Below are 20,511 nucleotides of genomic sequence, written 5' to 3' on the forward strand. Positions count from 1 at the left end.
GCACCCAATGGGGTGAACTGCCAGTTCCAGGCTCAAGTTCCGTCCCGCCGGGGACGATCTTCGGGAAGTACCAGGGAGCGCCGGACACGTGGAGGACTGAGAGGTGGGTGCCATGGCTGTGCTGCACGGGACCGACCTCTGGGGCGGCTCGGAGGGCCGCCGCCACAGCGAGCACCGCATGCTGCGTGCCGAGCGCGCGCAGCTCCAGCACTGGCGCCGTCTGCTGCGGGCCCGCCTGGACCTCGCGGTCGCGGGCTTCGCGCCCCCGGAGGACCTCGGCGCCATGCACTGGGAGCTCCTCCCCGAGGCGCAGCTCGCCCTGCCGACGCCCCAGGAGCTCAACGAGGCCGTGTGCCTGCCACCGACGGCCGGCGAGGTCGAGCTCATGGAGCGGCTGCGCGCGCTCGACCGCCGGCTCGCCGCGTACGGCGCCGAGCTCGACGCCGCGATCGAGGCCTCGACCCACGACCTCGTCGACGACCTCGCGGGCGCCGGTCGCGCGCCGCGCGACGACCGCGCGGACGGTCGCTGACCGACCCTGCATGCGGCAGGATGATGGGGTGCGCCCACCCCCAGGGCACGCACGGTGCCTGACACACGGCGGTACCTGAGGCACGGCGGTACCTGACACACGGAGGACGGACGGCGTGGACGACGACGTGGTGCTCTCGGCGCCCCTCTTCGCGGCGATCGACGCGGAGGCCGCACGCGCCCTCTACGCCTCGATGAAGCCGGTCACCCTCCCCCGCGGCCACGCGGTGTTCCACGAGGGCGAGCCGGGCGACCGGCTCTACGTCATCGGCTCCGGCAAGGTGAAGCTCGGCCGCCGCTCGAACGACGGGCGCGAGAACCTGCTGTCGATCCTCGGCCCGGCCGAGATGTTCGGGGAGCTCTCGCTCTTCGACCCGGGCCCCCGCACCGCGACCGCCACGGCCGTCGCCGACGCGACCCTCTACGAGCTCAGCCACGCCGAGCTGATCCAGTGGCTCGAGGAGTACCCCGCGGTAGCGAAGCACCTCCTCGAGGCGCTCGCTCGCCGCCTGCGCCGCACCAACGAGGCGCTCGCCGACCTCGTGTTCTCCGACGTCCCGGGCCGTGTCGCCAAGGCGCTGCTCGACCTGTCGACCCGGTTCGGCGAGCCCGTCGAGGACGGCCTGCGCGTCGCGCACGACCTGACGCAGGAGGAGCTCGCGCAGCTTGTCGGCGCGTCGCGCGAGACGGTCAACAAGGCGCTCGCCGACTTCGCGGCGCGCGGCTGGGTGCGGCGCGAGGGGCGCGCGATCGTGCTGCTCGACATGGACCGGCTGGAGCGCCGGGCCCGCTGACAGCCGCCTGCTGACACCGGCGCGCTCAGGCCGCCCTGCTCAGGCCGGCGCGCCGCGGGAACGCGACGCGCCGACCGGCGTCAGCGTTGCGACGGCGTCAGCGGAGCTCGACGACGAGCTCGACCTCGACCGGTGCGTCGAGCGGCAGGACCGTGACCCCGACGGCGCTGCGCGCGTGGACCCCGGCCTCGCCGAACACCTGGCCGAGCAGCTCGCTGGCACCGTTGACGACCTGCGGCTGGCCCGTGAAGGACGGGTCGCTCGCGACGAAGCCCACGACCTTGACCACCCGACGGATGCGGTCGAGGCTCCCGGCGAGCTCGCCCACTGCCGCCAGGGCGTTGAGCGCGGCGATGCGGGCCATCTCGCGCGCCTGCTCGGGCGTCACGAGCCCGTCGGCCGTGCCGACCTTGCCCGTGACCGGCAGCACGCCGTCGACGAACGGGAGCTGGCCCGCGGTCCACACGTGGTTTCCACTGCGCACCGCAGGCACGTAGGCCGCGACGGGTGCGGCGACCCTCGGCAGCGTGATGCCGAGCTCGGCGAGGCGGTGCGCGACGGTCCCGGGCTCGCTCATGCGCCGGCCCCCTCGCGAGGACGCTTCAGGTACGCCACGAGGCCCGTGCCGTCCGGACCGGGGACGACCTGCACGAGCTCCCAGCCGTCGGCGCCCCACTGGTCGAGGATCGCCTTGGTGGCATGGACGATGAGCGGAATGGTTGCGTACTCCCACGTGGTGGCCATGGCCGAACGCTACCGGCCGTGCGCGTGCTCCCGCTCACCCGCGGCGGCCTCGTCCGCGGCGACCGCCCCGCGGGCCGGCGCGTAGGGACCGTAGGTGCCGGCCCAGGGCACCAGCTCGGGCTGCGCCTCGAGGACCTCGCGCCACGACACGACGTCCGGGAAGCGGCGCAGCAGCGCACGACGCTCGCGCTCCGTCATCCCGCCCCACACGCCGAAGCCGACGTGGTTGTCGAGCGCATCGATGAGGCACTCCATCCGGACCGTGCAGCGGCTGCACACGCCACGGGCCACGCGCTGGGCTGCGCCCTCCACGAAGAGGTCGTCGGGCGAGGCGTTCGTGCAGGCCCCGTGCGCGGTCCAGTGCTGGTCGTCCTTCACCGGCCCTCCCTCGTCTGCCTCCCACCACCGTAGGACCCCACGACCACCTCTCAGATAGGCCGTTCGGGTATGGCGAGCCCGGCAGGTCTGCACAAGCGCTCCACAGCGTTCGCCCTGTCGCGTGGGAACCCTCCCGTACTCTGAGGAGCATGGTGTCGTCCGTGCCCGCACGCTCCCGTCAAGGCCGCCAGGTCAATGCGATCCAGGCCCTGTCCCTGCTGGTCGCCTTCCTGCTCGTCGCAGGTCTGGGCGGAGTCCTCTCCGCCGGCCTCGTGATGCCGGTCGTGGCGGCCACCGGCACGGTGACGGACACGTCGGTCCGCCTCTTCGACGAGCTCCCGTCCGAGCTCGAGGAGGTCGTGCTGCCGGAGAAGTCCCAGATCCTCGCCGCGGACGGCACGCTGCTCGCCACCTTCTTCCAGCAGAACCGCATCGTCGTGGGATCCGACCAGATCTCCCAGAACATGAAGAACGCGGTCATCGCGACCGAGGACCGCCGGTTCTACGAGCACAGCGGCGTCGACCTGCCCGGCATGGGCCGCGCTCTCATGCGCAACCTGACGCAGGGCCAGACCGAGGGTGCGTCCACGCTCACGCAGCAGTACGTCAAGAACGCGCTCATCCAGGCCGCGCTCACGGCGGAGACCGAGGAGGAGCGCGCCGCGGCGATCGAGGCGGCCCGGGAGGCCGACGGCATCGAGGGCATCGCGCGCAAGCTGCGCGAGGCCAAGACGGCCATCACGCTCGAGGAGCGGATGACCAAGGACGAGATCCTCGTCGCCTACCTCAACATCGCGCAGTTCGGCCTGTCGGTCTACGGCGTCGAGGCCGCCTCGCAGTACTTCTTCTCCATCCCGGCGTCGGAGCTCAACTACCTGCAGGCGGCGACGATCGCGGGCGTGACCCAGGCCCCGTCGAAGTGGGACCCCGAGCGTGACCCCGCGGCGTCCCAGACGCGCCGCAACGAGGTGCTCTCCGACATGCTGCGCGAGAAGTACATCACCCAGGAGGAGTACGACGCCGGGATCGCAGCCCCGATCGAGTCGACCCTCGCGATCGGCCAGGTCCGCCTCGGCTGCATGGAGGCCAACGCCGTCGCGAACGCCGGGTACTTCTGCGACTACGTCACCAAGATCATCGCCCAGGACCCGGAGCTCGGCGGCAGCCTGCTGTACCGCGGCGGCCTGACCGTGACCACGACGCTGGACGTCGCGAAGCAGCAGATCGCCGACACCGAGGTCAAGAACAGCATCCCGGTGCTGGACCCGTCGGGCGTCGCGACCGCGATGTCCGTGGTCGAGCCCGGCACCGGCAAGGTGCTCGCGATGGCGCAGAACCGGGTCTACAACACCAACCAGGACGGGCTCGCCCCCGGCGAGACCGCCGTCAACTACAACACCGACAACAAGTACGGCAGCGCCTCCGGGTTCCCGCCCGGCTCGACCTTCAAGCCGTTCACGCTCCTCGAGTGGTTCAAGCAGGGGCACAGCCTCTCGGAGACGGTCAACGGCAGCGAGCGCAAGCTCAACGAGAACATGTTCACGGCCTGCGGCAGCAAGTTCCCCAGCCGGCCCTGGGAGCCCGGGAACGCCGAGGGCGGCGCCGGCTACATGACGGTGCAGGACGCGACCCGCAACTCCGTCAACCACGGCTACCTGTCCATGGCGACGCAGCTCGACCTGTGCAACATCATGAACGGGGCCGCGGAGCTCGGCATCCACAAGGCAGGCGGTCTCGCCGGCGAGGGCAACTTCGACGCCATCCCGGCCAACGTCATCGGCTCCAACTCGGTGGCCCCGCTCACCATGGCCGCCGCGTTCGCCGCGTTCGCGTCGGGCGGCACCTTCTGCGAGCCGATCGCGATCACGAGCATCCTCGACCGCGACGGCAACCCCCTGCCCGTCCCCGCGGCCAACTGCCGCCAGGCCATCACGCCCGAGATCGCCGCAGCCATGAACCACGCGCTCAGCCGGGTGTGGAGCGGTACCGCCAAGGGTGTCCCGGACGTCGCCAACCACCCGTCGGCCGGCAAGACGGGCACCACGTCCCGCAACGAGCACACCTGGTTCGTCGGCTACACCGCGCAGATGGCCGCGGCCGTGTGGGTCGGCTTCCCCGACGGGATGCGCCCCGTCCAGAACATGACGATCAACGGCCAGAGGGTCCGCTACACCTACGGCGCGACGTTCGCGGCCCCCACCTGGTCCCGGTTCATGAACCAGGCGAGCGCGGGGATGCCGTCTGTCGACTTCGCCGCGGCCGCCTCCACGCAGATCGAGGGCGTCCGCGTCTCGGTCCCCAACGTCGCCGGCAAGTCCGAGGACGCCGCGCGCACGACGCTGCGCAACGCCGGCTTCAACGTGCGGACCGACCCCACGGCCGTGTACTCGGACGCTCCGGCCGGGACCGTCGCGGGCACCGACCCCGGCAGCGGCAGCAGCGTCACGCGCGGCACGCTCATCACCATCCGGATGTCCCAGGGTCGCGACCCCGCCGCGCCACCGACCGGGGGCGGCAACGACGGCAACCCCGGCAACGGCGACGGCCGAGGACGGGACGACTGACCGGATGGGCAGCGCTCTGACGACGGGCCGCGTGGTCGGGGGCCTCGCCGCGACGGCGGCCGCCGGCCTGGCCTGGGCCGTGGTCGAGGCCCAGTGGTACACGCTGCGTCGGCACACCGTGCCCGTCCTCGAGCCCGGCGCACCGGAGCTGCGGGTGCTGCACCTGTCCGATCTGCACCTCACGCCGTACCAGCACCGAAAGATCGCCTGGGTGCGGTCCCTCGCCGCCCTCGAGCCGCACCTCGTGGTCGACACCGGGGACAACATGGCGCACCTGGCCGCCCTGCCCTCGCTGCTGCACGCGCTCGAGCCGCTCCTGAGCCGGCCCGGTGCCTTCGTCATGGGCTCCAACGACTACTACGCGCCCATCGCGAAGAACCCCGCGCGCTACCTCACCCCCGACGCGCGCCACCACGGCATCCAGGACCACCCGCGCCTGCCCGCCGACGAGCTCGCGGACGCCCTGCGCGGCGCCGGGTGGAAGGACCTGACGAACCGCCGTGACGCCGTCGAGGTCGACGGCCGCCGCGTGTCCCTCGTGGGCGTCGACGACCCGCACCTCGACCTCGACCGGTTCCCCGTGACCCGCGGCCACCGGTCGCCCGCTGACCTGCACCTGGGGGTCGCGCACGCCCCCTACCGGCGAGTGCTCGACGCGATGCACGCCGATGGCGCGGGCCTGGTGCTCGCCGGCCACACCCACGGTGGTCAGCTCTGCGTGCCCGGCTGGGGGGCGCTCGTCACCAACTGCGACCTGGACACCCGGCGGGCGAAGGGCCTGCACGGCTGGCCCGGCCCACGTCCCGACGCCGAGGGTGGCGAGGACTCGACCTGGCTCCACGTGTCCGCCGGGCTGGGCACCTCCCCCTACACGCCGGTGCGCTTCGCGTGCCGGCCCGAGGCGACGCTGCTGACCCTCGTGGGTCGCTGAGTTTCTCCGGGGCCCTGCGGCTGGGCTATCCTTGTCAGGCTCCACCGGGGTGTGGCGCAGCTTGGTAGCGCGCTTCGTTCGGGACGAAGAGGGCGCAGGTTCAAATCCTGTCACCCCGACCGGTAGAGAAGGGCCCCTGACCAGCGGAGACGCAGGTCGGGGGCCTTTGTCGTGCCGGCCCCCGACGCCCTCGGCAGGCCGTGGGCGCCGCCCGGAGGGCACGCGTCAGGTGTCGAGACGCTCCGCAGCGGTGCGGGCCGCCCGGGTTCGCCGACGGGCGCCGGCTGCGACATCCGCAGCACGCGCCTGGGCCGCCCGCGCGTGACGCAGCTCGACGGCGGCCGTCCGGGCCTCCTGCTTGAGCGTGCGGAGCAGCTCCGTCAGGCGCTCGACCTCCGCCGTCGTCTCGTCCACGCGCGACGCGAGCGAGTCGGCGCGCGCGGCCGCCTCCGCCAGACGCCCGTCGGCGTCGGCCTCCCCGGCGACGGCCCGTGCCTCCTGCTCCTGGGCGACCTCGAGGTCCTCGCGAGCGGCGGCCGACCGACGCCGCGCCGCCTCCTCCCGCTCGTCGGCCGCACGCCGTGCCGTCGCCTCCTGCGCCGCAGTCGCGTGCCGCCGCGCCGCCGCCTCCTTCGCGGCGACCTCCTGCCGGGGCCCCGGCGTCCGCGCCGCGTGCCCCTGCTGGGCCCCCGCCGTCCGCGCCGCGTCCTCGTCCCGTCGAGCCGCCGCCTTCGCCCGGGCGGGCCCGGGCGTCACGACGACACGGTTGCGGCTGCTCGGCTCTCGCCCCGTGCGTCCACGGCCCCGCGCAGCCGGTCCCGGCGCAGTCGCCGGCGCGGACTCCTCGGGTGGGTCGGGGACGACCCGCATCGGGGTCGGCCTCGCGGGCGCCCCGGGCAGCGGGGGCGCGTCGTCGAGAGCGCACGCGCCCGCCACGTCGACCGGCTCGAGGCCGGTGCTGCGCAGGTCGCGCACGAGCAGACCCGTGAGGACGGCCGCGGCGGCGTCGGGGTCGCTCATCGCGGCACGCAGCGTCCCCTCGACCTGCTCCGCGACCCGCCGGGTGAACCGCACGCCCCGCTCAGCCGCGAGCGCGCCAGCCGCGCCCACAACCTGGCGCATCTCCTCGTGCTGCCGGCGGTTCAGGCTGCGGAGCTCGTCGCGCGAGACGCTCGCCTGGGCGGCGAGGAGGTGGCTGCCCAGCTCGAGGAGCCGGCCCACGTCGCCGGGCCGCTCACGCAGGAGGGTGTTCACGACCCACGCCGCGGTCGACGGTCGGCGGAGCGCGCCGACGGCCGTCGCGAGCACGCGGTCCCCGCCCTCTCGGGCCGCCTTGGCCTGGTCCTTCCGGGCACTCGTGAACTGGTCGGGCGTCAGGCCGTAGAGGTCGAGCGCGATCCCGAGCAGGCCCGTCATCACGCCTCCCGTGGTCCGTCCGGTTCCGTGCCCGACATCGTCCCGCGCGCGCCGACGGGTGGGCGCCGGTGGTGCCGTCAGTGCGTCGATGGTGCCGTCAGTGCGTCGTCACGATCGTCGCGCACCGACGACGACTGTGCGCCCGGAGGTGCCGGTGCGCCACGGAGGTCCCTGTGCGCCACGGAGGCACGGCCGCGCCCCGGAGCCACGGGCCCGCGCCGGACGACGGCGGTGCACCCCGGAGGCGTGCGAGGAGCACGTCCGGGGCGCACCGTCGGTCGGGTCAGGCGGCCTCGACCGGGATGCAGACCTCGGTGACCCACTGGCTCGGGTCCGGGTTCTCGCTCGGGCTGACGAGGTAGACGTTGAACATCGGCCCCGCGAACCGGTAGCCGTGCTCGGCGATCCAGGCGCCGAGCGCCTCGGTCACGTCGGTGATGCCCTCGTAGGAGCCGCGCAGGACGCCGAGCACGACCTCCTGCTCGGGGACGCGCACGCAGCGGACGTCGCCCGCGTCGGTGAAGGGCGCGGCCACGTCGAGCTGCACCTCCACGTCGGCGTCGGCCTCGACGGCGTCGTCGTCGTGGAACACGGCGACTGCCTTGGCGTCCGCGGCGACGGCGGCGCCCGATGCGGGCAGGCCGCCCATGAGGCGCTCCCACAGGCGGCCCTCGTCGGCGTAGGTGGGGATGGTGCCGCGCACCGAGGCGACGAGGTGCTCGGGGACGTGGCGCTGGGTGATGGCGATGGACACGGTGGGTGCCTCCAGTCGGGTGATGAGGTGGTCGACCTTCCGGAGCCGGGCGGCGACGGCGTCTGCATCGACGTTCAGGCGGTCACGCTGCTCGGCGAGCACGGCCCGGAGGCCGGCAGGGTCGTCGAGCAAGGCCGTGCAGGCCGCGATCTCCGCGACCCGGAGCCCGACGTCCCGCAGCTCGCACACGCGCGAGGCGGTCCGCAGGAGCTCCGCGGAGTAGTACCTGTACCCGGAGAACGGGTCCGTCCGGGTCGGGTGCAGGACCCCGTGCTCGTCGTAGTGCCGCAGCATCCGGACGGAGATCCGGGAGAGCCGCGAGAACTCGCCGATCGTCAGCAGTCGTACGCCAGAGGAAGGCATGTCCACACTGCACACTCTGACACCGTGTGAGACGCAAGGGGGCCGATCGCTAGAGTCGCCGGGTGCCCCTCCCTGACTTCGTCACCCGCCTGCGCGCCGGCGTCGGGCACGAGCTCCTCTGGCTGGCGGGCGTGTCCGCCGTGGTGGTGGCTGACGACGGCCGCCTGCTCCTCGGCCGCCGCTCCGACACGGGCCGCTGGGCCGTCGTCAGCGGGATCCTGGATCCGGGTGAGCAGCCCGCCGTCGCGGCCGCGCGGGAGGTGCTCGAGGAGACGGGCGTGAGCGTCGAGGTCGTCGCGCTGACCGCCGTCGAGAGCGGTGACCTGGTGCGCTACCCGAACGGGGACCTCGCCCAGTACCTCGACGTGTGCTTCTGGGCTCGTCCCGCCGCGGGCTCCGCGCAGGCGTACGTGGCCGACGACGAGTCCCTCGAGGTGGGCTGGTTCGCACCGGACGCGCTGCCGGCGGACCTCACGTCGAGTTCGATCGGCCGCATCGAGCGCACCATGCGCTACATCCGCGAGGTGTCCGGCGACGGCGCGCGCGGGCTGGACGCCACGTCCCACCGCGGCGTCCAGCCCTGGTTCGTCCGGCCCTGAGCGGCCTGCGCTCGATCCCGGTCCGGCCCTGACGGCCTCGCGCTCAGCGCTCAGCGCCAGCGGAACAGCTTGGCGGCGAGCGGGATGAGCAGCACGGTCCAGGCCCCCATGACGAGGAGCTGCTGCGCCGGCAGCCCGGTACCGAACCAGCCCTCGGTCATCGCCTGGGAGGCAGCGCCCAGCGGCGTGAACCCGCTGATCCGCGCGAGCGTCTCGGGCATCATCGGGCCCGGCATCCAGACACCCGCGAAGAACAGCATCGGGAAGTACAGGAGCATCCCGACGCCGTTCGCGACGGCCGTGTTCGGCACGAGCGCGGCGATCAGGCAGCCCAATGCGATCATCTGGACGGCGCCGAGCAGGAACGAGCCTGCGACGACCAGCGGCTGCTCGGGTGCGGCGAGGCTCAGCATCAGGCCCCCGGCGACGAGCGCCAGCACGACCGCGACGACGAGCGCCGCGACGTTGATCGCGACCTGCGCGACGAGCACCCGCGACGCGGGCACCGGTGTGGTCGACAGCCGCCGCAGCACCCCCTTCTCGCGGTAGCTGCCGAACACGGCCGGGAACGTCGTCAGGGAGACGGTGCCCATGGCGAGGGCCAGCACGATGGGGGCGAAGAGGTCGATCGCCCTCAGGCCCGCGAACGCGGGCCCCTGGTCGGTGATCGGCTCGAGCATGCCCGGGATCACGCGGCCCAGCAGGAGCAGGAGGACCGTGGGGAACGCGAGCGCGAAGAACACGTTGCTCGGGTCCCGCAGGTACATCCGGGCCTCGGTCACGGTCAGGGTCGTCAGAGCACGCATGGTCAGGCCTCCACGTCTGCGAAGAGGGCACCGGCGGCCGGGGTCTGGGCGCCGGTGGGAGTACGGGTGAGGGCCACGAAGGCGTCCTCGAGGCTCGGCCGTCCGACCTCCACGTCGTACGGCGTGATGCCCTGTGCGGCGAGGGCGAGGACGACCTCGACGACCACGTCGCGCCTGCCGTCGATGACGAGCTCCCCGTTCTCGATCGCCACCGAGCGCACCGTGTCGAGGGCGCGCAGCAGGCGAGCGACCTGGGCGTCGTCGACGTCGTCCGACGTCCGCAAGCGCAGCGCCGGCCCGCCCGCGACGCGCTCGGCGAGCCCGGCGGGTGTGTCGGTGGCGACCACCACGCCGTCGTCGATCAGGGCGATGCGGTCGCACAGCCGCTCGGCCTCGTCCATGAAGTGCGTGACGAGCACGATCGTCACGCCGGAGTCGCGCACCGCCTCGATGAGCTGCCACGTGTCGCGGCGCGCCTGGGGGTCGAGGCCCGTGGTCAGCTCGTCGAGGACCGCGATCTCGGGGTTGCCGACGAGGGCGAGCGCGATCGACAGCCGCTGCTTCTGGCCACCGGACAGGGCACGGAACTGGGTGTCCCAGGACGCGGTCAGGCCGAGCTGCTCCGCGAGGGCCCGGCCGTCGGCGGGCCGGTCGTAGAAGGACGCGTAGAGCGCGAGCGCCTCGCCGACCTTGATGCGCGGCGGCAGCTCGCTCTCCTGGAGCTGGCTCCCGACGCGCCGGTGCAGCTCGACGGCGTCGCGCTGCGGGTCGAGGCCGAGGACCTGGACGGTCCCCGTGTCCGGGGTGCGCAGGCCGCTGATCATCTCGACGGTCGTGGTCTTCCCGGCTCCGTTGGGGCCGAGGACCCCGAAGATCTCGCCGCGGCGGACCTCGAAGCTGACGTCCCGGACGGCCTGCTTGGCGCCGTACGCCTTGGCGACGTGGCGGACGGAGATGACGGGGGCGTCGGGCGCCTCGGGCGTCGGGCGCGAGGAGGGTAAGTGGGGACGGGTCGGCTCGGGTCGGCGGGTCTCGGGCATGGCGGACCTCCTGAGGGTGTGGTCGGGTGCGGGACGGCGCCTGAGCGCCTCCCTGAGGTGGTGGTGCGGTACGGGACGGCGCTCGGGCGCCTCCCTGAGGTGGTGGTGCGGTACGGGACGGCGCCTGAGCGCCTCCCTGACGTGGTGCGGTGGTCGACCGGTCCCGGTGAGGGATCAGGTAGCGACCTTGCGGAGCGGCGCGTTGCGCAGCACGGCGAGGTACAGCGCGGCGAGCACGACCGGGACGAGGCCCACGAGCGGGACGCGGGCCAGCGGGGCGATCGGGTCGAGCAGCGTGGAGGTGAGCAGCGGGCTCACGAGGATGAGCGGGCCGACGGTGAACGGGAGCGCGAGGGTGCCCCACCAGCCGCCGAGGCGGTAGTAGACGATCCCGACGAGCAGGCCCGAGACCTGGGCCGTGAGGAAGACGAGGCCGAGGTCGGCCAGGATCCAGCCGACCTGGCTCGAGTCCTGGAAGAGCGCGTTCTCGTCGACGATCTTGTGCCCCCAGCCCACGGCGTCGAAGGCCAGCGCCTCGAGCTGGAGGACGACGGTCATGATCACCGTGTAGGTGGCGGCCATCGTGACGGCCTGCACCAGGGACGCCCGGCCGAGCGACCTCCGGGTCATCCCGGCGGCGACGTGGACGTTGATGTAGACGGACGAGGTGATGATCGCGATCGAGAACGGGAACCACGTGAACCCCTGGCGACCGAACTGCGCGACCGAGATCTCGACGGTCGTGAACCGGTCCACGAGGACGGGTCCGACGACGACCGCGAGCACGAGGATGCCGGCCGCCCAGGCCGCCATGACGAAGTTGCGCGAGAGCAGCCACCGGGTGGCGACGCGCGTCGAGGAGCGACGGCGGACGCGGCCTGCGGCGGCCAGGGTCGGGGTGGTCATCGCACGGCCCCCTTCTCGGTGAGGTGGACGAAGAGGCTCTGCAGGTCCACGGGTCCCAGCTCGAGCCCGAGGTCGCCGGCCGCCGACCGGTCCGCGGCCGTGAGGCGGCCGTCGATGGTGATCTCGACGGTCCGGCCCAGCTGCTGACGGCCGAGGACGACGCGACCGGCGGTGAACTGCTCGACGACGTCCGCGGGGCCCGTGACGCTGACGCCGCGGGCGCGGAGCTCGTCCGCCTCCTCGGCGAGCAGCACGCGGCCGTGGTCGAGGATCACGACGCCCTCGAGCAGCCGCTGGATCTCGTCGATCAGGTGGCTCGACAGCACGATGGTGCGCGGGTGCTCCACGTAGTCGGCCATGAGGGCGTCGTAGAACGCGTAGCGGGACGGGGCGTCCATGCCGAGGTACACCTCGTCGAAGATCGTCAGCTCGGCACGCGACGCGAGGCCGACGATCGCCCCGAACGCCGACTTCTTGCCCCGGGAGAGCGAGCTCGGCGTGCGGCGCGCCTCGAGCTCGAACGTGTCCATGAGGCGCCCGGCGAGCTCAGGGTCGAAGTTCGGGCGCGCGTCGGCGACGAACCGCAGGTTGTCCTTCATCGACACGTCCACGTAGACGTCGCCGCTCTCGCGGACCAGGCACACGCCGGCCATGACGCGGTCGTTCTCCCACGGGTCCTCGCCGTCGACGAGCACGCTGCCCGACGTCGGGCGACGAAACGACGCGAGGACCGACAGGAGGGTCGTCTTGCCGGAGCCGTTGCGGCCGAGGAGGCCGTGGATCGCCCCTGCCGCGAGGTCGACGGTCGCGTGGTCGAGCGCGACGGTCCTGCCGTAGCGGACGGTCACGTCGCGGACCTGCACTGCGAAGCTCATGACTGCTCCCCGGTGTCCGTGGGGCGCGCCGGCGACGCCGCGGAGCCCCGCTCGGTGCGGGTGGCGCCCGCGGTGTCGCCGGTCGGGCCGGCCTGGTCGGTGGGTCCGGCGTCCCGGGCGCGGTCCTGTGCCGAGGTGGTGCCGGTGCGCCCCGCGGCGTCGATCTCGCGGAGCCGGCGCACGACGTCCTCGATCGGGATGCCGAGGAGGCGCGCCTCGTCTGCGAGCGGCTTGACCGAGTCGGTGAGGAAGCGGTCCCTGCGGCCGGCGACGAGGCGGTCGCGCGCGCCGTCGGCGACGAACATGCCGACGCCGCGCCGCTTGTAGACCACGCCCTCGTCGACGAGCTCCGCGAAGGCCTTGGCGGCCGTCGCCGGGTTGATCCGGTACGTCGTCGCGTACTGGGTGGTGGACATGATCTGCTCCTCCTCCCGGAGGCTGCCGTTGAGGATCTCGTCACGGATCTGGTCGGCGATCTGCAGGTAGATGGGGTCACGTCCGTCGAACATGGTCCTCATCCTCCCGCCCACGCTGGTCCGTTGGTTCATTACTCGACTAATGAACCACAGAACACGGGCAGGACGCAAGGGGGGCACGAAGGCCCCGGCCGCTGCTGCGGTCGGGGCCCTCGCGTGGTCGTGCGGAGGTGCGGTCGTGCGGTCAGGCGCTCGCGAGCCTCTTCGCTGCGACGAGCTCGGCGATCTGCACGGCGTTGAGCGCCGCGCCCTTGCGCAGGTTGTCGCTGCTGACGAAGAGCGCGAGGCCGCGCCCGCCGGGGGCACCGGGGTCGAGCCGGAGGCGACCGACGAAGCTCGGGTCCGCACCCGCGGCCTGGAGCGGTGTCGGGATGTCCGTCAGCTCGACGCCGGGCGCGGCCGCGAGGAGCTCGGTCGCGCGCTCGACGGACAGCGGCCGCTCGAACTCGGCGTTGATCGAGAGCGAGTGGCCCGTGAACACGGGGACGCGCACGCACGTGCCCGAGACGAGCAGCTCCGGGATGTCGAGGATCTTGCGGCTCTCGTGCCGCAGCTTCTGCTCCTCGTCCGTCTCGAACGAGCCGTCGTCGACGATCGACCCCGCCATCGGCAGCACGTTGAACGCGATGGGTCGGCGGTAGATCACGGGCTCCGGCAGCTCGACGGCCGCGCCGTCGTGCGTGAGCGCGGCGACGTCCGCACCCTCCAGGGCCCGGACCTGGGTCTCGAGCTCGGCGACGCCCTTGAGGCCACCGCCCGAGACGGCCTGGTAGGTCGAGACGACGAGACGGACCAGGCCAGCCTCGTCGTGCAGCGGCTTGAGGACCGGCATCGCGGCCATCGTCGTGCAGTTCGGGTTCGCGATGATGCCCTTGACGGCCTGGTCCACGGCCTGCGGGTTGACCTCGCTCACGACGAGCGGGACCTCCGGGTCACGCCGCCACGCCGACGAGTTGTCGATGACGAGCGCGCCCGCAGCGGCGAACCGGGGAGCGTGCTCGCGCGACGTCGCGCCACCGGCCGAGAAGAGCGCGACGTCGATCCCGCTCAGGTCGGCCGTCGCCGTGTCCTCGACCACGACCTCCGTACCGCGCCACGGCAGCGTCGAGCCCGCCGAGCGCGCCGAGGCGAAGAAGCGGATCGAGGCCACCGGGAAGTCCCGCTCCTCGAGGAGGCGGCGCATCACGGCGCCGACCTGGCCCGTCGCACCGACGATCGCGACCCGCAGACCCTGCTGTGCGTCCTGGACACCCATGACTAACGCCCCGTCCCGCCGTAGACCACGGCCTCACCCTCGGCCGAGTCCAGGCCGAAGGCCGTGTGCACCGCGCGGACCGCGTCGTCGAGCTGGTCCGCACGGGTCACGACCGACACCCGGATCTCCGAGGTCGAGATCATCTCGATGTTGATGCCGGCGTCGCGCAGGGCGCCGAAGAGCCGCGCGGAGACGCCGGGGTGCGACTTCATGCCCGCGCCGATCAGCGAGAGCTTGCCGATCGCGTCGTCGTACTGGAGCGACGCGAAGCCGATGGCACCCTGCACCGCCTTGAGCGCCGTGATCGCCTTCTGGCCGTCGGCCGCCGGCAGCGTGAAGGAGATGTCCGTCAGGCCCGTCTGCGCGGCCGAGACGTTCTGGACGATCATGTCGATGTTGACGTCCGCCCCCGCGACGACCTCGAAGATCTGGGCCGCGGTACCCGGCACGTCCGGCACCCCCACGACGGTGACCTTGGCCTCGCTGCGGTCGTGCGCGACGCCCGAGATGATCGGCTGCTCCATCGGTCCTGCTCCCTCGTCGTCGGGCTGGTCGGTCACCAGCGTGCCCTCCCTGCCGGAGAAGGAGGAACGCACGTGGATCGGCACGTTGTTCCGGCGGGCGTACTCGACGCAGCGCAGCATGAGCACCTTGGCGCCGCTCGCCGCCATGTCGAGCATCTCCTCGTACGTGATGCGGTCGATCTTGCGGGCCGACGGGACGATGCGCGGGTCGGCCGTGAACACGCCGTCGACGTCCGTGTAGATCTCGCAGACGTCGGCGCCGACGGCGGCGGCGATCGCGACAGCCGTCGTGTCGGAGCCGCCCCGGCCGAGCGTCGTCACGTCGTTGGTGTGCTCCGTGACGCCCTGGAAGCCCGCGACGATCGCGACCGCACCCTGCGCGAGCGCCTGGTCGATGCGGCTCGCCTTGACGTCGATGATCCGCGCGCGGCCGTGCACCTCGTCCGTGATCACGCCGGCCTGCTGCCCCGTGAAGGACTGCGCCTCGACGCCCAGGTTCGCGATGGCCATCGCGAGGAGGGACATCGAGATGCGCTCGCCCGCGGTGAGCAGGATGTCCATCTCGCGCGACGGCGGCAGCGGCGAGACCTGGTTGGCGAGGTCGATGAGCTCGTCGGTCGTGTCACCCATCGCGGACACGACCACGACGACGTCGTCCCCCGCGCGCTTCGCCTCGGCGATCCGCTTCGCGACGCGCTTGATGGCAGTGGCGTCCGAGACGGACGACCCCCCGTACTTCTGCACGATCAGGGCCACGGCGAGCTCTCCGGGTGTCGGGGTGGGTCGGGCGGGTGTCGGAGCCAGCATTCCGGGTCCCGGTGCTGATGGCCGAGCATAATCCCGCCCACCCCTCGGACACCGGGGTGTCCGGGATCCGGAAGCGCCGCTCGCCTCATGCGTGCGCCGCGCGCGCGAGACGAGCTCGGGCCCGGCCGCGTGAGGCCACCAGGTCATGGTGCGACGATGGCAGCACCACACGACGCACCGGGGGACGCGATGAGGGCGCGAGCAGCACGGGGGCGGGCGGGGACCGCACGTCTGGCGGGACTCCTCCTCCTGGTCCTGGCGTCCGCCGGGGCGTGCGCGACGGGCGCGGGCGACGAGGCACCCACCTCGGACGGCACCGTCACGACCGAGCCCGGCGCGGAACCCACCGGCACGCCGTCGCCCACCACCACCTCGTCCGCGCCCTCCGCGGGCGCCGACCTGACCGGCACGTCGCTGACGATCGCCCTCGACGAGCAGGGCGACGGCGCGCCCACCACCTCGACCCTCACCTGCGACCCGCCGGGTGGCGACCACGCGGACCCCGAGGCCGCGTGCGACGCGCTGGCCGCCGCCGGCGGGGTGGCCGCGTTCGCGCCCCCGCAGGACGACATGTGCACCGAGCAGTACGGCGGTCCGCAGGTCGCGACGGTCGAGGGCACCGTGGCAGGCGAGCGGGTGACCGCGCGCTTCAGCCGCACCAACGGCTGCGAGATCTCCCGATGGGACGCGCTCGCCCCCCTGCTGGGCTCTCCGGGCGGCGGCCTCTGAGACCTCCGGGGCGCCGCCGCGGGGTCCCGGCGCGGTCTGCCGACGCCTCACGGCCGGCACGGTCCGGGCTGCCAGGGCCGGCACGGCCGGCACGCTCCGGGCTCCCAGGGTGGCGCTCCGGGAGCGGCCGGGTCAGGGGTGCAGCGCCTGGAACTCCGCCTCGGCCGCGACCTCGTCGTCCACGTCGAGGCGCAGGTGCGCGAGGATCGCGTGCAGCACACGCAGCACGGCGGCCGCGCGCTCGCCCCAGTTGGACAGGTACGAGTACTGCCACCACCACAGGGCCTCGATGACGCGGCCCGTCTCGTAGTGGCGCAACCCCTGGGTCAGCGCGCCCGCGACGAGGACGATGTCGCCCGAGAGCGACGACGTGACGACGTCCTGGCCGAGCACCGGGTCGTCGACCTCGGCGTAGTCGTCGATGCCGTCGAGGACGTTCTCGAGGGCCGCGCGCAGCGGGTCGAGGTCGACGTCGGGGCCGACGTCGGGCTCGAAGCGCTCGACGGGGACGACGTCGACGATCGCACCGAGGCGTGCGCCGACGCCCACGACGTCCGAGATGGCGAGGAGGAGCAGCGGGATCGCGACCTCCGGGTTCGAGCCGGCGGCGACCTCCGTCACGGTGGTCAGGAACGCGCGGGCCTCGTCGGCGACGGAGTCGGCGACGTCGCGCAGGTCGGCGGGCGTGTCCACCAGGACCGCGGGCTCCCCCGTGGCCGGCGTCGGGACCTTGGGTGTGTCAGGCACTGATCTGCCTCCTTCCCTCGAAGGCCCGCCCGAGCGTGACCTCATCGGCGTACTCCAGGTCCCCGCCGACGGGAAGGCCGGACGCGAGGCGCGTCACCTTAAGACCCATCGGGATGAGCAGGCGGGCGAGGTACGTGGACGTCGCCTCGCCCTCGACGTTGGGGTCGGTCGCGAGGATGACCTCGGTCACGGTGCCGTCGGCGAGCCGGGTCATGAGCTCCTTGATCCGCAGGTCGTCGGGCCCCACGTTGTCGATCGGGTTGATGGCCCCGCCGAGCACGTGGTACCGCCCACGGAACTCCCGCGTGCGTTCGATCGCGACGACGTCCTTGGGCTCCTCGACGACGCAGATGACGGCGAGCGACCGGCGGGGGTCCCGGCACACGCGGCACAGCTCCTCCTGGGAGACGTTGCCGCAGACCGTGCAGAACTGGACCCGCGCCTTGACCTCGGTCAGCGCGTCGACGAGGCGACGCACGTCCGTCGGGTCCGCGGCGAGCAGGTGGAAGGCGATCCGCTGCGCGCTCTTGGGACCGACGCCGGGCAACCGCCCGAGCTCGTCGATCAGGTCCTGGACCACACCTTCGTACACCCGGCCAGCCTACGGCGTACCACCGACCCGTGGGCGCCGGGCCAGGCCGGGCCAGGCGGGCGGCGGGCGGACCCGTGACGTGAGCACCGGGCCCGGCCGTGGCCGGACCGGCGAGGTGGCCACGGTGAGCCCGACGCCGGGTGCGCGCGGCTCAGCCGATCTCGTCGGGGATCTCGTCGATGACGGTGCCGCCGAGCATCTGGGCCACGAGCGGGGCCCCGACGAGGCCCGAGCCGGCGAGGTCGGGGTCGTCGGGGCTCGCGTCCTCGCCCTCCTCGACGGCTCGCCTGTCCTGCGGCGAGGGCGCTGCGACCGGTCTGGCGGTCTCCCACGGTCGTGCACCGCGGGGCGCGCCGCCCGGGCGGGAGCCTGCCGTCGGCGCTTCGTGGGCGTCCGGCTCCGGCTCCGGCTCGGGTCCGTCGGGGACGCCGTCGGACGCCGCGCTCGACGCGTCGCGACCGCCTGCGGTGCGCGAGGCGCTGGGGTCCCGTGCGGCGTCGGCCCTCGGGGGGCTCGACAGCGCGGCCGCAGACGGGCCCTGCCCGCCGGCGGCGGCGCCCCCTGCGGGTGCGGCGCCCGGGCCTGAGCCCGGTCCGTTCTGACCGGCGGCTGGTGATCCTCCGGCCTGCGTGGTGCGGGGAGCGGCGGCCGGCGCGCCCCACGACGCCTCGGCCTGGGACGTCGAGATGCCGCCCAGCGGGGTGGGCCGGTCCTGCGCACCGGACCCGACCTCGGGCTCCGGCATGCCCGTGGGGCGAGCCTGGCTCGCGGACTCCGCGAGCGCCGTCTCGATGCGCACGTCGAGGCCGAGGGTCTCGTGGAGCGCGCGCTGGACGTTCTCCGGGTGCGGGCCGGTGCGGAACGTCGTCGCGAGCTGGGGGGTCGTGAACGCGAGCGTGACCTTGCCCGCGGCGACCTGGGCGACCTGGGCGTTCTGGCTGACGAGCACCCACGTGGCCATGCGCAGGCCGCGCAGCGTCTGGAGCACCTCGGGCCAGCGCCTGCGGACGGTCTCGGCGTCGGGCCCACCCGCCTGGGCCTGCGTGCTGGGCTCGACCGCCGCGGGTGCGTGCACGGCAGGTGCGGCCTCGGCGGGCTCGACGGCCGCCTCGACGTCGGAGGGTTCGGTCGCTGAGGGCGCGGTCGCCTCGGCCAGAGCCGGTTCGGGCAGGGCCGGCTCGGGCAGGTCCGGCACGGGCGCGGTCTGTGCTGACGCGCGGACCGGCTCGGAGGCATCCGCCGCGGCACGGGCCGGGGCGGGTGTCGCGGCCCGTGCCGGCGCCTCCACCGCTGCGCGGGCCGTGGCGGGCGTCACCTCGACAGCGGGCGCCACGGCCGGGGCCGCCGCGGCGAGCGCGGGCGCCGCGGCGACGCGTGCGACTCCGCTCCCGCCCAGCTCACGCTCGACGCGGTCCAGGCGTGCGCCGAGGCCGTTGACGGTGTCGTCCGCCGCGGGCAGCAGCAGGCGCGCGACGAGGAGCTCGAGGTGCAGGCGGGGCGACGTCGCGCCGGTCATCTCGCTGAGCGCGGCGTTGACGAGGTCCGCGGAGCGCGACAGCTCCGAGGCGCCGAGGACGGCCGCCTGGCCGCGCATGCGCTCGAGCTGGTCCGCGGGCAGGTCGCGCAGCACGGCCTGGGCGGCGTCGCCCGACGCCGCGATGACGATGAGGTCCCGCAGCCGCTCGAGGACGTCCTCGACGAACCTGCGGGGCTCGTGACCGGAGGACACGACCCGGTCGACCACGCGGAACGCGCTCGCGCCGTCGCGCGCGGCGATGGCGTCCACGACGTCGTCGAGAAGCGTGGCGTGCGTGTAGCCGAGGAGGGCGACGGCGCGCTCGTAGTCGATGCCCGACGCGTCGGCGCCGGCCACGAGCTGGTCGAGCACGGAGAGCGAGTCACGCACCGAGCCGCCCCCGGCACGCACGACCAGAGGCAGCACCCCCGCGCCGACCGCGACGCCCTCGGCCGTGCAGAGCTGCTCGAGGTAGGGCTGCAGCGTCGCCGGGCCCACGAGGCGGAACGGGTAGTGGTGGGTGCGGGAGCGGATGGTCCCGATGACCTTGTCCGGCTCCGTCGTCGCGAAGATGAACTTGATGTGGGGCGGCGGCTCCTCGACGATCTTGAGCAGCGCGTTGAAGCCCTGCGACGTGACCATGTGGGCCTCGTCGAGGATGAAGATCTTGTACCGGTCACGCGCCGGGGCGAACGTCGCGCGCTCGCGCAGGTCACGCGCGTCGTCGACGCCGCCGTGGCTCGCGGCGTCGATCTCGACGACGTCGAGGCTCCCCGGCCCGCCGCGGCCCAGCTCCACGCACGACTCGCACGTGCCGCAGGGCTCCGGCGTCGGCCCCTGCGCGCAGTTGAGGCACCGGGCGAGGATGCGGGCCGACGTCGTCTTGCCGCAGCCGCGCGGGCCCGAGAAGAGGTACGCGTGGGTGACGCGGTCCGCCCGCAGCGCCTGCATGAGCGGCTCGGTGACGTGCTCCTGGCCGATGACCTCGGCGAACGACTCGGGCCGGTAGCGGCGGTACAGGGCTGTGGTCACGACATGAGGGTAGACGGCGTGGCCGACACCCCGACGACGGGCCGTGCACGTCCCGCACGCCCGTCGGTCCCTGGCCGCGACCCGCGGCCCACCCCCGCCACCGCGGCCCGTCCCTCCCCTCCGAGGGCCGGG

Annotated in this window: 21 protein-coding genes and 1 tRNA gene; 7 read left to right on the forward strand and 15 right to left on the reverse strand. The window is 73.6% G+C overall.

Going from position 1 to position 20,511, the window contains the following annotated elements:
- The first annotated feature begins 112 nt into the window (after positions 1–112).
- A complete protein-coding gene (locus tag FZ988_RS18550; protein WP_188079075.1) occupies positions 113–532 on the forward strand; it encodes a hypothetical protein in 420 nt (139 codons plus the stop codon).
- 115 nt (positions 533–647) lie between these two features.
- The gene (locus tag FZ988_RS11165; protein ID WP_149204095.1) at positions 648–1,325 is read left to right on the forward strand and encodes a Crp/Fnr family transcriptional regulator; all 678 of its coding nucleotides are present in this window, start codon (positions 648–650) and stop codon (positions 1,323–1,325) included.
- A gap of 97 nt (positions 1,326–1,422) precedes the next feature.
- Here the strand turns inward: FZ988_RS11165 and FZ988_RS11170 are convergent, their stop codons facing one another.
- Genes FZ988_RS11170 through FZ988_RS19210 form a run of 3 tightly spaced genes read right to left on the reverse strand, consistent with a single transcriptional unit; the run spans position 1,423 to position 2,447 of the window.
- Positions 1,423–1,902, reverse strand: a complete 480-nt coding sequence (locus FZ988_RS11170; RefSeq protein ID WP_149204096.1) for a RidA family protein — start codon at positions 1,900–1,902, stop codon at positions 1,423–1,425.
- The gene (gene sp36 / locus FZ988_RS11175) at positions 1,899–2,069 is read right to left on the reverse strand and encodes a Sp36 family protein (protein WP_149204097.1); all 171 of its coding nucleotides are present in this window, start codon (positions 2,067–2,069) and stop codon (positions 1,899–1,901) included. The genes FZ988_RS11170 and sp36 overlap by 4 nt, the downstream gene beginning before the upstream one ends.
- A gap of 9 nt (positions 2,070–2,078) precedes the next feature.
- Positions 2,079–2,447, reverse strand: a complete 369-nt coding sequence (locus FZ988_RS19210) for a WhiB family transcriptional regulator (protein WP_149204098.1) — start codon at positions 2,445–2,447, stop codon at positions 2,079–2,081.
- A 161-nt stretch (positions 2,448–2,608) separates the two neighbouring features.
- On the opposite strand from FZ988_RS19210, the gene FZ988_RS11185 reads away from it, so the two are divergent.
- The 3 genes from FZ988_RS11185 to FZ988_RS11195 all read left to right on the forward strand — a co-directional run bounded on the left by FZ988_RS11185 (position 2,609) and on the right by FZ988_RS11195 (position 6,061).
- Positions 2,609–5,011, forward strand: coding sequence for a penicillin-binding protein (locus FZ988_RS11185; protein ID WP_246169442.1), 2,403 nt, complete (start codon positions 2,609–2,611; stop codon positions 5,009–5,011).
- Positions 5,012–5,015: 4 nt separating this feature from the next.
- Positions 5,016–5,942, forward strand: coding sequence for a metallophosphoesterase (locus tag FZ988_RS11190; protein ID WP_246169443.1), 927 nt, complete (start codon positions 5,016–5,018; stop codon positions 5,940–5,942).
- A gap of 45 nt (positions 5,943–5,987) precedes the next feature.
- Positions 5,988–6,061, forward strand: a tRNA-Pro gene (locus FZ988_RS11195).
- Between the two features lie 106 nt (positions 6,062–6,167).
- Here the strand turns inward: FZ988_RS11195 and FZ988_RS11200 are convergent.
- Together FZ988_RS11200 and FZ988_RS11205 are read right to left on the reverse strand one after the other, a co-directional pair.
- A complete protein-coding gene (locus tag FZ988_RS11200; protein ID WP_149204100.1) occupies positions 6,168–7,358 on the reverse strand; it encodes a hypothetical protein in 1,191 nt (396 codons plus the stop codon).
- 283 nt (positions 7,359–7,641) lie between these two features.
- A complete protein-coding gene (locus tag FZ988_RS11205) occupies positions 7,642–8,475 on the reverse strand; it encodes a MerR family transcriptional regulator (protein WP_149204101.1) in 834 nt (277 codons plus the stop codon).
- Between the two features lie 62 nt (positions 8,476–8,537).
- Between FZ988_RS11205 and FZ988_RS11210 the strand changes: the two genes are divergently transcribed.
- Positions 8,538–9,074, forward strand: a complete 537-nt coding sequence (locus FZ988_RS11210; protein ID WP_149204102.1) for an NUDIX hydrolase — start codon at positions 8,538–8,540, stop codon at positions 9,072–9,074.
- A gap of 50 nt (positions 9,075–9,124) precedes the next feature.
- Here the strand turns inward: FZ988_RS11210 and FZ988_RS11215 are convergent, their stop codons facing one another.
- The 7 genes from FZ988_RS11215 to FZ988_RS11245 form a co-directional block, all read right to left on the reverse strand.
- A complete protein-coding gene (locus tag FZ988_RS11215) occupies positions 9,125–9,880 on the reverse strand; it encodes an ABC transporter permease (protein WP_149204103.1) in 756 nt (251 codons plus the stop codon).
- 2 nt (positions 9,881–9,882) lie between these two features.
- Positions 9,883–10,920: an ABC transporter ATP-binding protein gene (locus tag FZ988_RS11220; protein WP_149204104.1), complete on the reverse strand. Its 1,038-nt coding sequence runs from the start codon at positions 10,918–10,920 to the stop codon at positions 9,883–9,885.
- Positions 10,921–11,094: 174 nt separating this feature from the next.
- Positions 11,095–11,826, reverse strand: coding sequence for a hypothetical protein (locus FZ988_RS11225; RefSeq protein WP_149204105.1), 732 nt, complete (start codon positions 11,824–11,826; stop codon positions 11,095–11,097).
- Positions 11,823–12,701 carry an ATP-binding cassette domain-containing protein gene (locus FZ988_RS11230; protein WP_149204106.1) on the reverse strand — a complete coding sequence of 293 codons (879 nt, stop codon included), beginning with the start codon at positions 12,699–12,701 and terminating at the stop codon, positions 11,823–11,825. The genes FZ988_RS11225 and FZ988_RS11230 overlap by 4 nt, the downstream gene beginning before the upstream one ends.
- Complete coding sequence (locus FZ988_RS11235) at positions 12,698–13,210, reverse strand: GntR family transcriptional regulator (protein WP_149204107.1); 513 nt, start codon at positions 13,208–13,210, stop codon at positions 12,698–12,700. Before FZ988_RS11235 ends, FZ988_RS11230 begins: the two co-directional genes overlap by 4 nt.
- Before the next feature lie 151 nt (positions 13,211–13,361).
- Positions 13,362–14,432, reverse strand: a complete 1,071-nt coding sequence (locus tag FZ988_RS11240) for an aspartate-semialdehyde dehydrogenase (protein ID WP_149204108.1) — start codon at positions 14,430–14,432, stop codon at positions 13,362–13,364.
- A 2-nt stretch (positions 14,433–14,434) separates the two neighbouring features.
- Complete coding sequence (locus FZ988_RS11245; RefSeq protein ID WP_149204109.1) at positions 14,435–15,712, reverse strand: aspartate kinase; 1,278 nt, start codon at positions 15,710–15,712, stop codon at positions 14,435–14,437.
- Positions 15,713–15,919: 207 nt separating this feature from the next.
- On the opposite strand from FZ988_RS11245, the gene FZ988_RS11250 reads away from it, so the two are divergent.
- Positions 15,920–16,492 (forward strand): SSI family serine proteinase inhibitor, encoded by a 573-nt coding sequence (locus FZ988_RS11250; protein WP_223145112.1) that lies wholly within the window; start codon positions 15,920–15,922, stop codon positions 16,490–16,492.
- A 132-nt stretch (positions 16,493–16,624) separates the two neighbouring features.
- Here FZ988_RS11250 and FZ988_RS11255 read toward each other — a convergent pair whose 3' ends face one another.
- The 3 genes from FZ988_RS11255 to FZ988_RS11265 all read right to left on the reverse strand — a co-directional run bounded on the left by FZ988_RS11255 (position 16,625) and on the right by FZ988_RS11265 (position 20,379).
- The gene (locus FZ988_RS11255) at positions 16,625–17,239 is read right to left on the reverse strand and encodes a DUF5063 domain-containing protein (protein ID WP_425457974.1); all 615 of its coding nucleotides are present in this window, start codon (positions 17,237–17,239) and stop codon (positions 16,625–16,627) included.
- Positions 17,232–17,831, reverse strand: a complete 600-nt coding sequence (recR, locus tag FZ988_RS11260; protein WP_149204112.1) for a recombination mediator RecR — start codon at positions 17,829–17,831, stop codon at positions 17,232–17,234. Before recR ends, FZ988_RS11255 begins: the two co-directional genes overlap by 8 nt.
- 151 nt (positions 17,832–17,982) lie before the next feature.
- Positions 17,983–20,379, reverse strand: coding sequence for a DNA polymerase III subunit gamma and tau (locus FZ988_RS11265; protein WP_149204113.1), 2,397 nt, complete (start codon positions 20,377–20,379; stop codon positions 17,983–17,985).
- Between the last annotated feature and the right edge of the window lie 132 nt (positions 20,380–20,511).

The sequence above is a fragment of the Actinotalea subterranea genome (genome assembly GCF_008364845.1).
GTDB classification, from domain to species: Bacteria; Actinomycetota; Actinomycetes; order Actinomycetales; family Cellulomonadaceae; genus Actinotalea; species Actinotalea subterranea.

Coding starts and splice junctions, on each gene's coding strand:
- FZ988_RS11170 (WP_149204096.1), bottom strand. CDS start 1,902: ATGAGCGAGCCCGGGACCGTCGCGCACCGCCTCGCCGAGCTCGGCATC.
- FZ988_RS11230 (WP_149204106.1), bottom strand. CDS start 12,701: ATGAGCTTCGCAGTGCAGGTCCGCGACGTGACCGTCCGCTACGGCAGG.
- FZ988_RS11215 (WP_149204103.1), bottom strand. CDS start 9,880: ATGCGTGCTCTGACGACCCTGACCGTGACCGAGGCCCGGATGTACCTG.
- FZ988_RS11205 (WP_149204101.1), bottom strand. CDS start 8,475: ATGCCTTCCTCTGGCGTACGACTGCTGACGATCGGCGAGTTCTCGCGG.
- FZ988_RS11250 (WP_223145112.1), top strand. CDS start 15,920: ATGGCAGCACCACACGACGCACCGGGGGACGCGATGAGGGCGCGAGCA.
- FZ988_RS11190 (WP_246169443.1), top strand. CDS start 5,016: ATGGGCAGCGCTCTGACGACGGGCCGCGTGGTCGGGGGCCTCGCCGCG.
- FZ988_RS11200 (WP_149204100.1), bottom strand. CDS start 7,358: ATGACGGGCCTGCTCGGGATCGCGCTCGACCTCTACGGCCTGACGCCC.
- FZ988_RS11220 (WP_149204104.1), bottom strand. CDS start 10,920: ATGCCCGAGACCCGCCGACCCGAGCCGACCCGTCCCCACTTACCCTCC.
- FZ988_RS18550 (WP_188079075.1), top strand. CDS start 113: ATGGCTGTGCTGCACGGGACCGACCTCTGGGGCGGCTCGGAGGGCCGC.
- FZ988_RS11225 (WP_149204105.1), bottom strand. CDS start 11,826: ATGACCACCCCGACCCTGGCCGCCGCAGGCCGCGTCCGCCGTCGCTCC.
- sp36 (WP_149204097.1), bottom strand. CDS start 2,069: ATGGCCACCACGTGGGAGTACGCAACCATTCCGCTCATCGTCCATGCC.
- FZ988_RS11240 (WP_149204108.1), bottom strand. CDS start 14,432: ATGGGTGTCCAGGACGCACAGCAGGGTCTGCGGGTCGCGATCGTCGGT.
- FZ988_RS11235 (WP_149204107.1), bottom strand. CDS start 13,210: ATGTTCGACGGACGTGACCCCATCTACCTGCAGATCGCCGACCAGATC.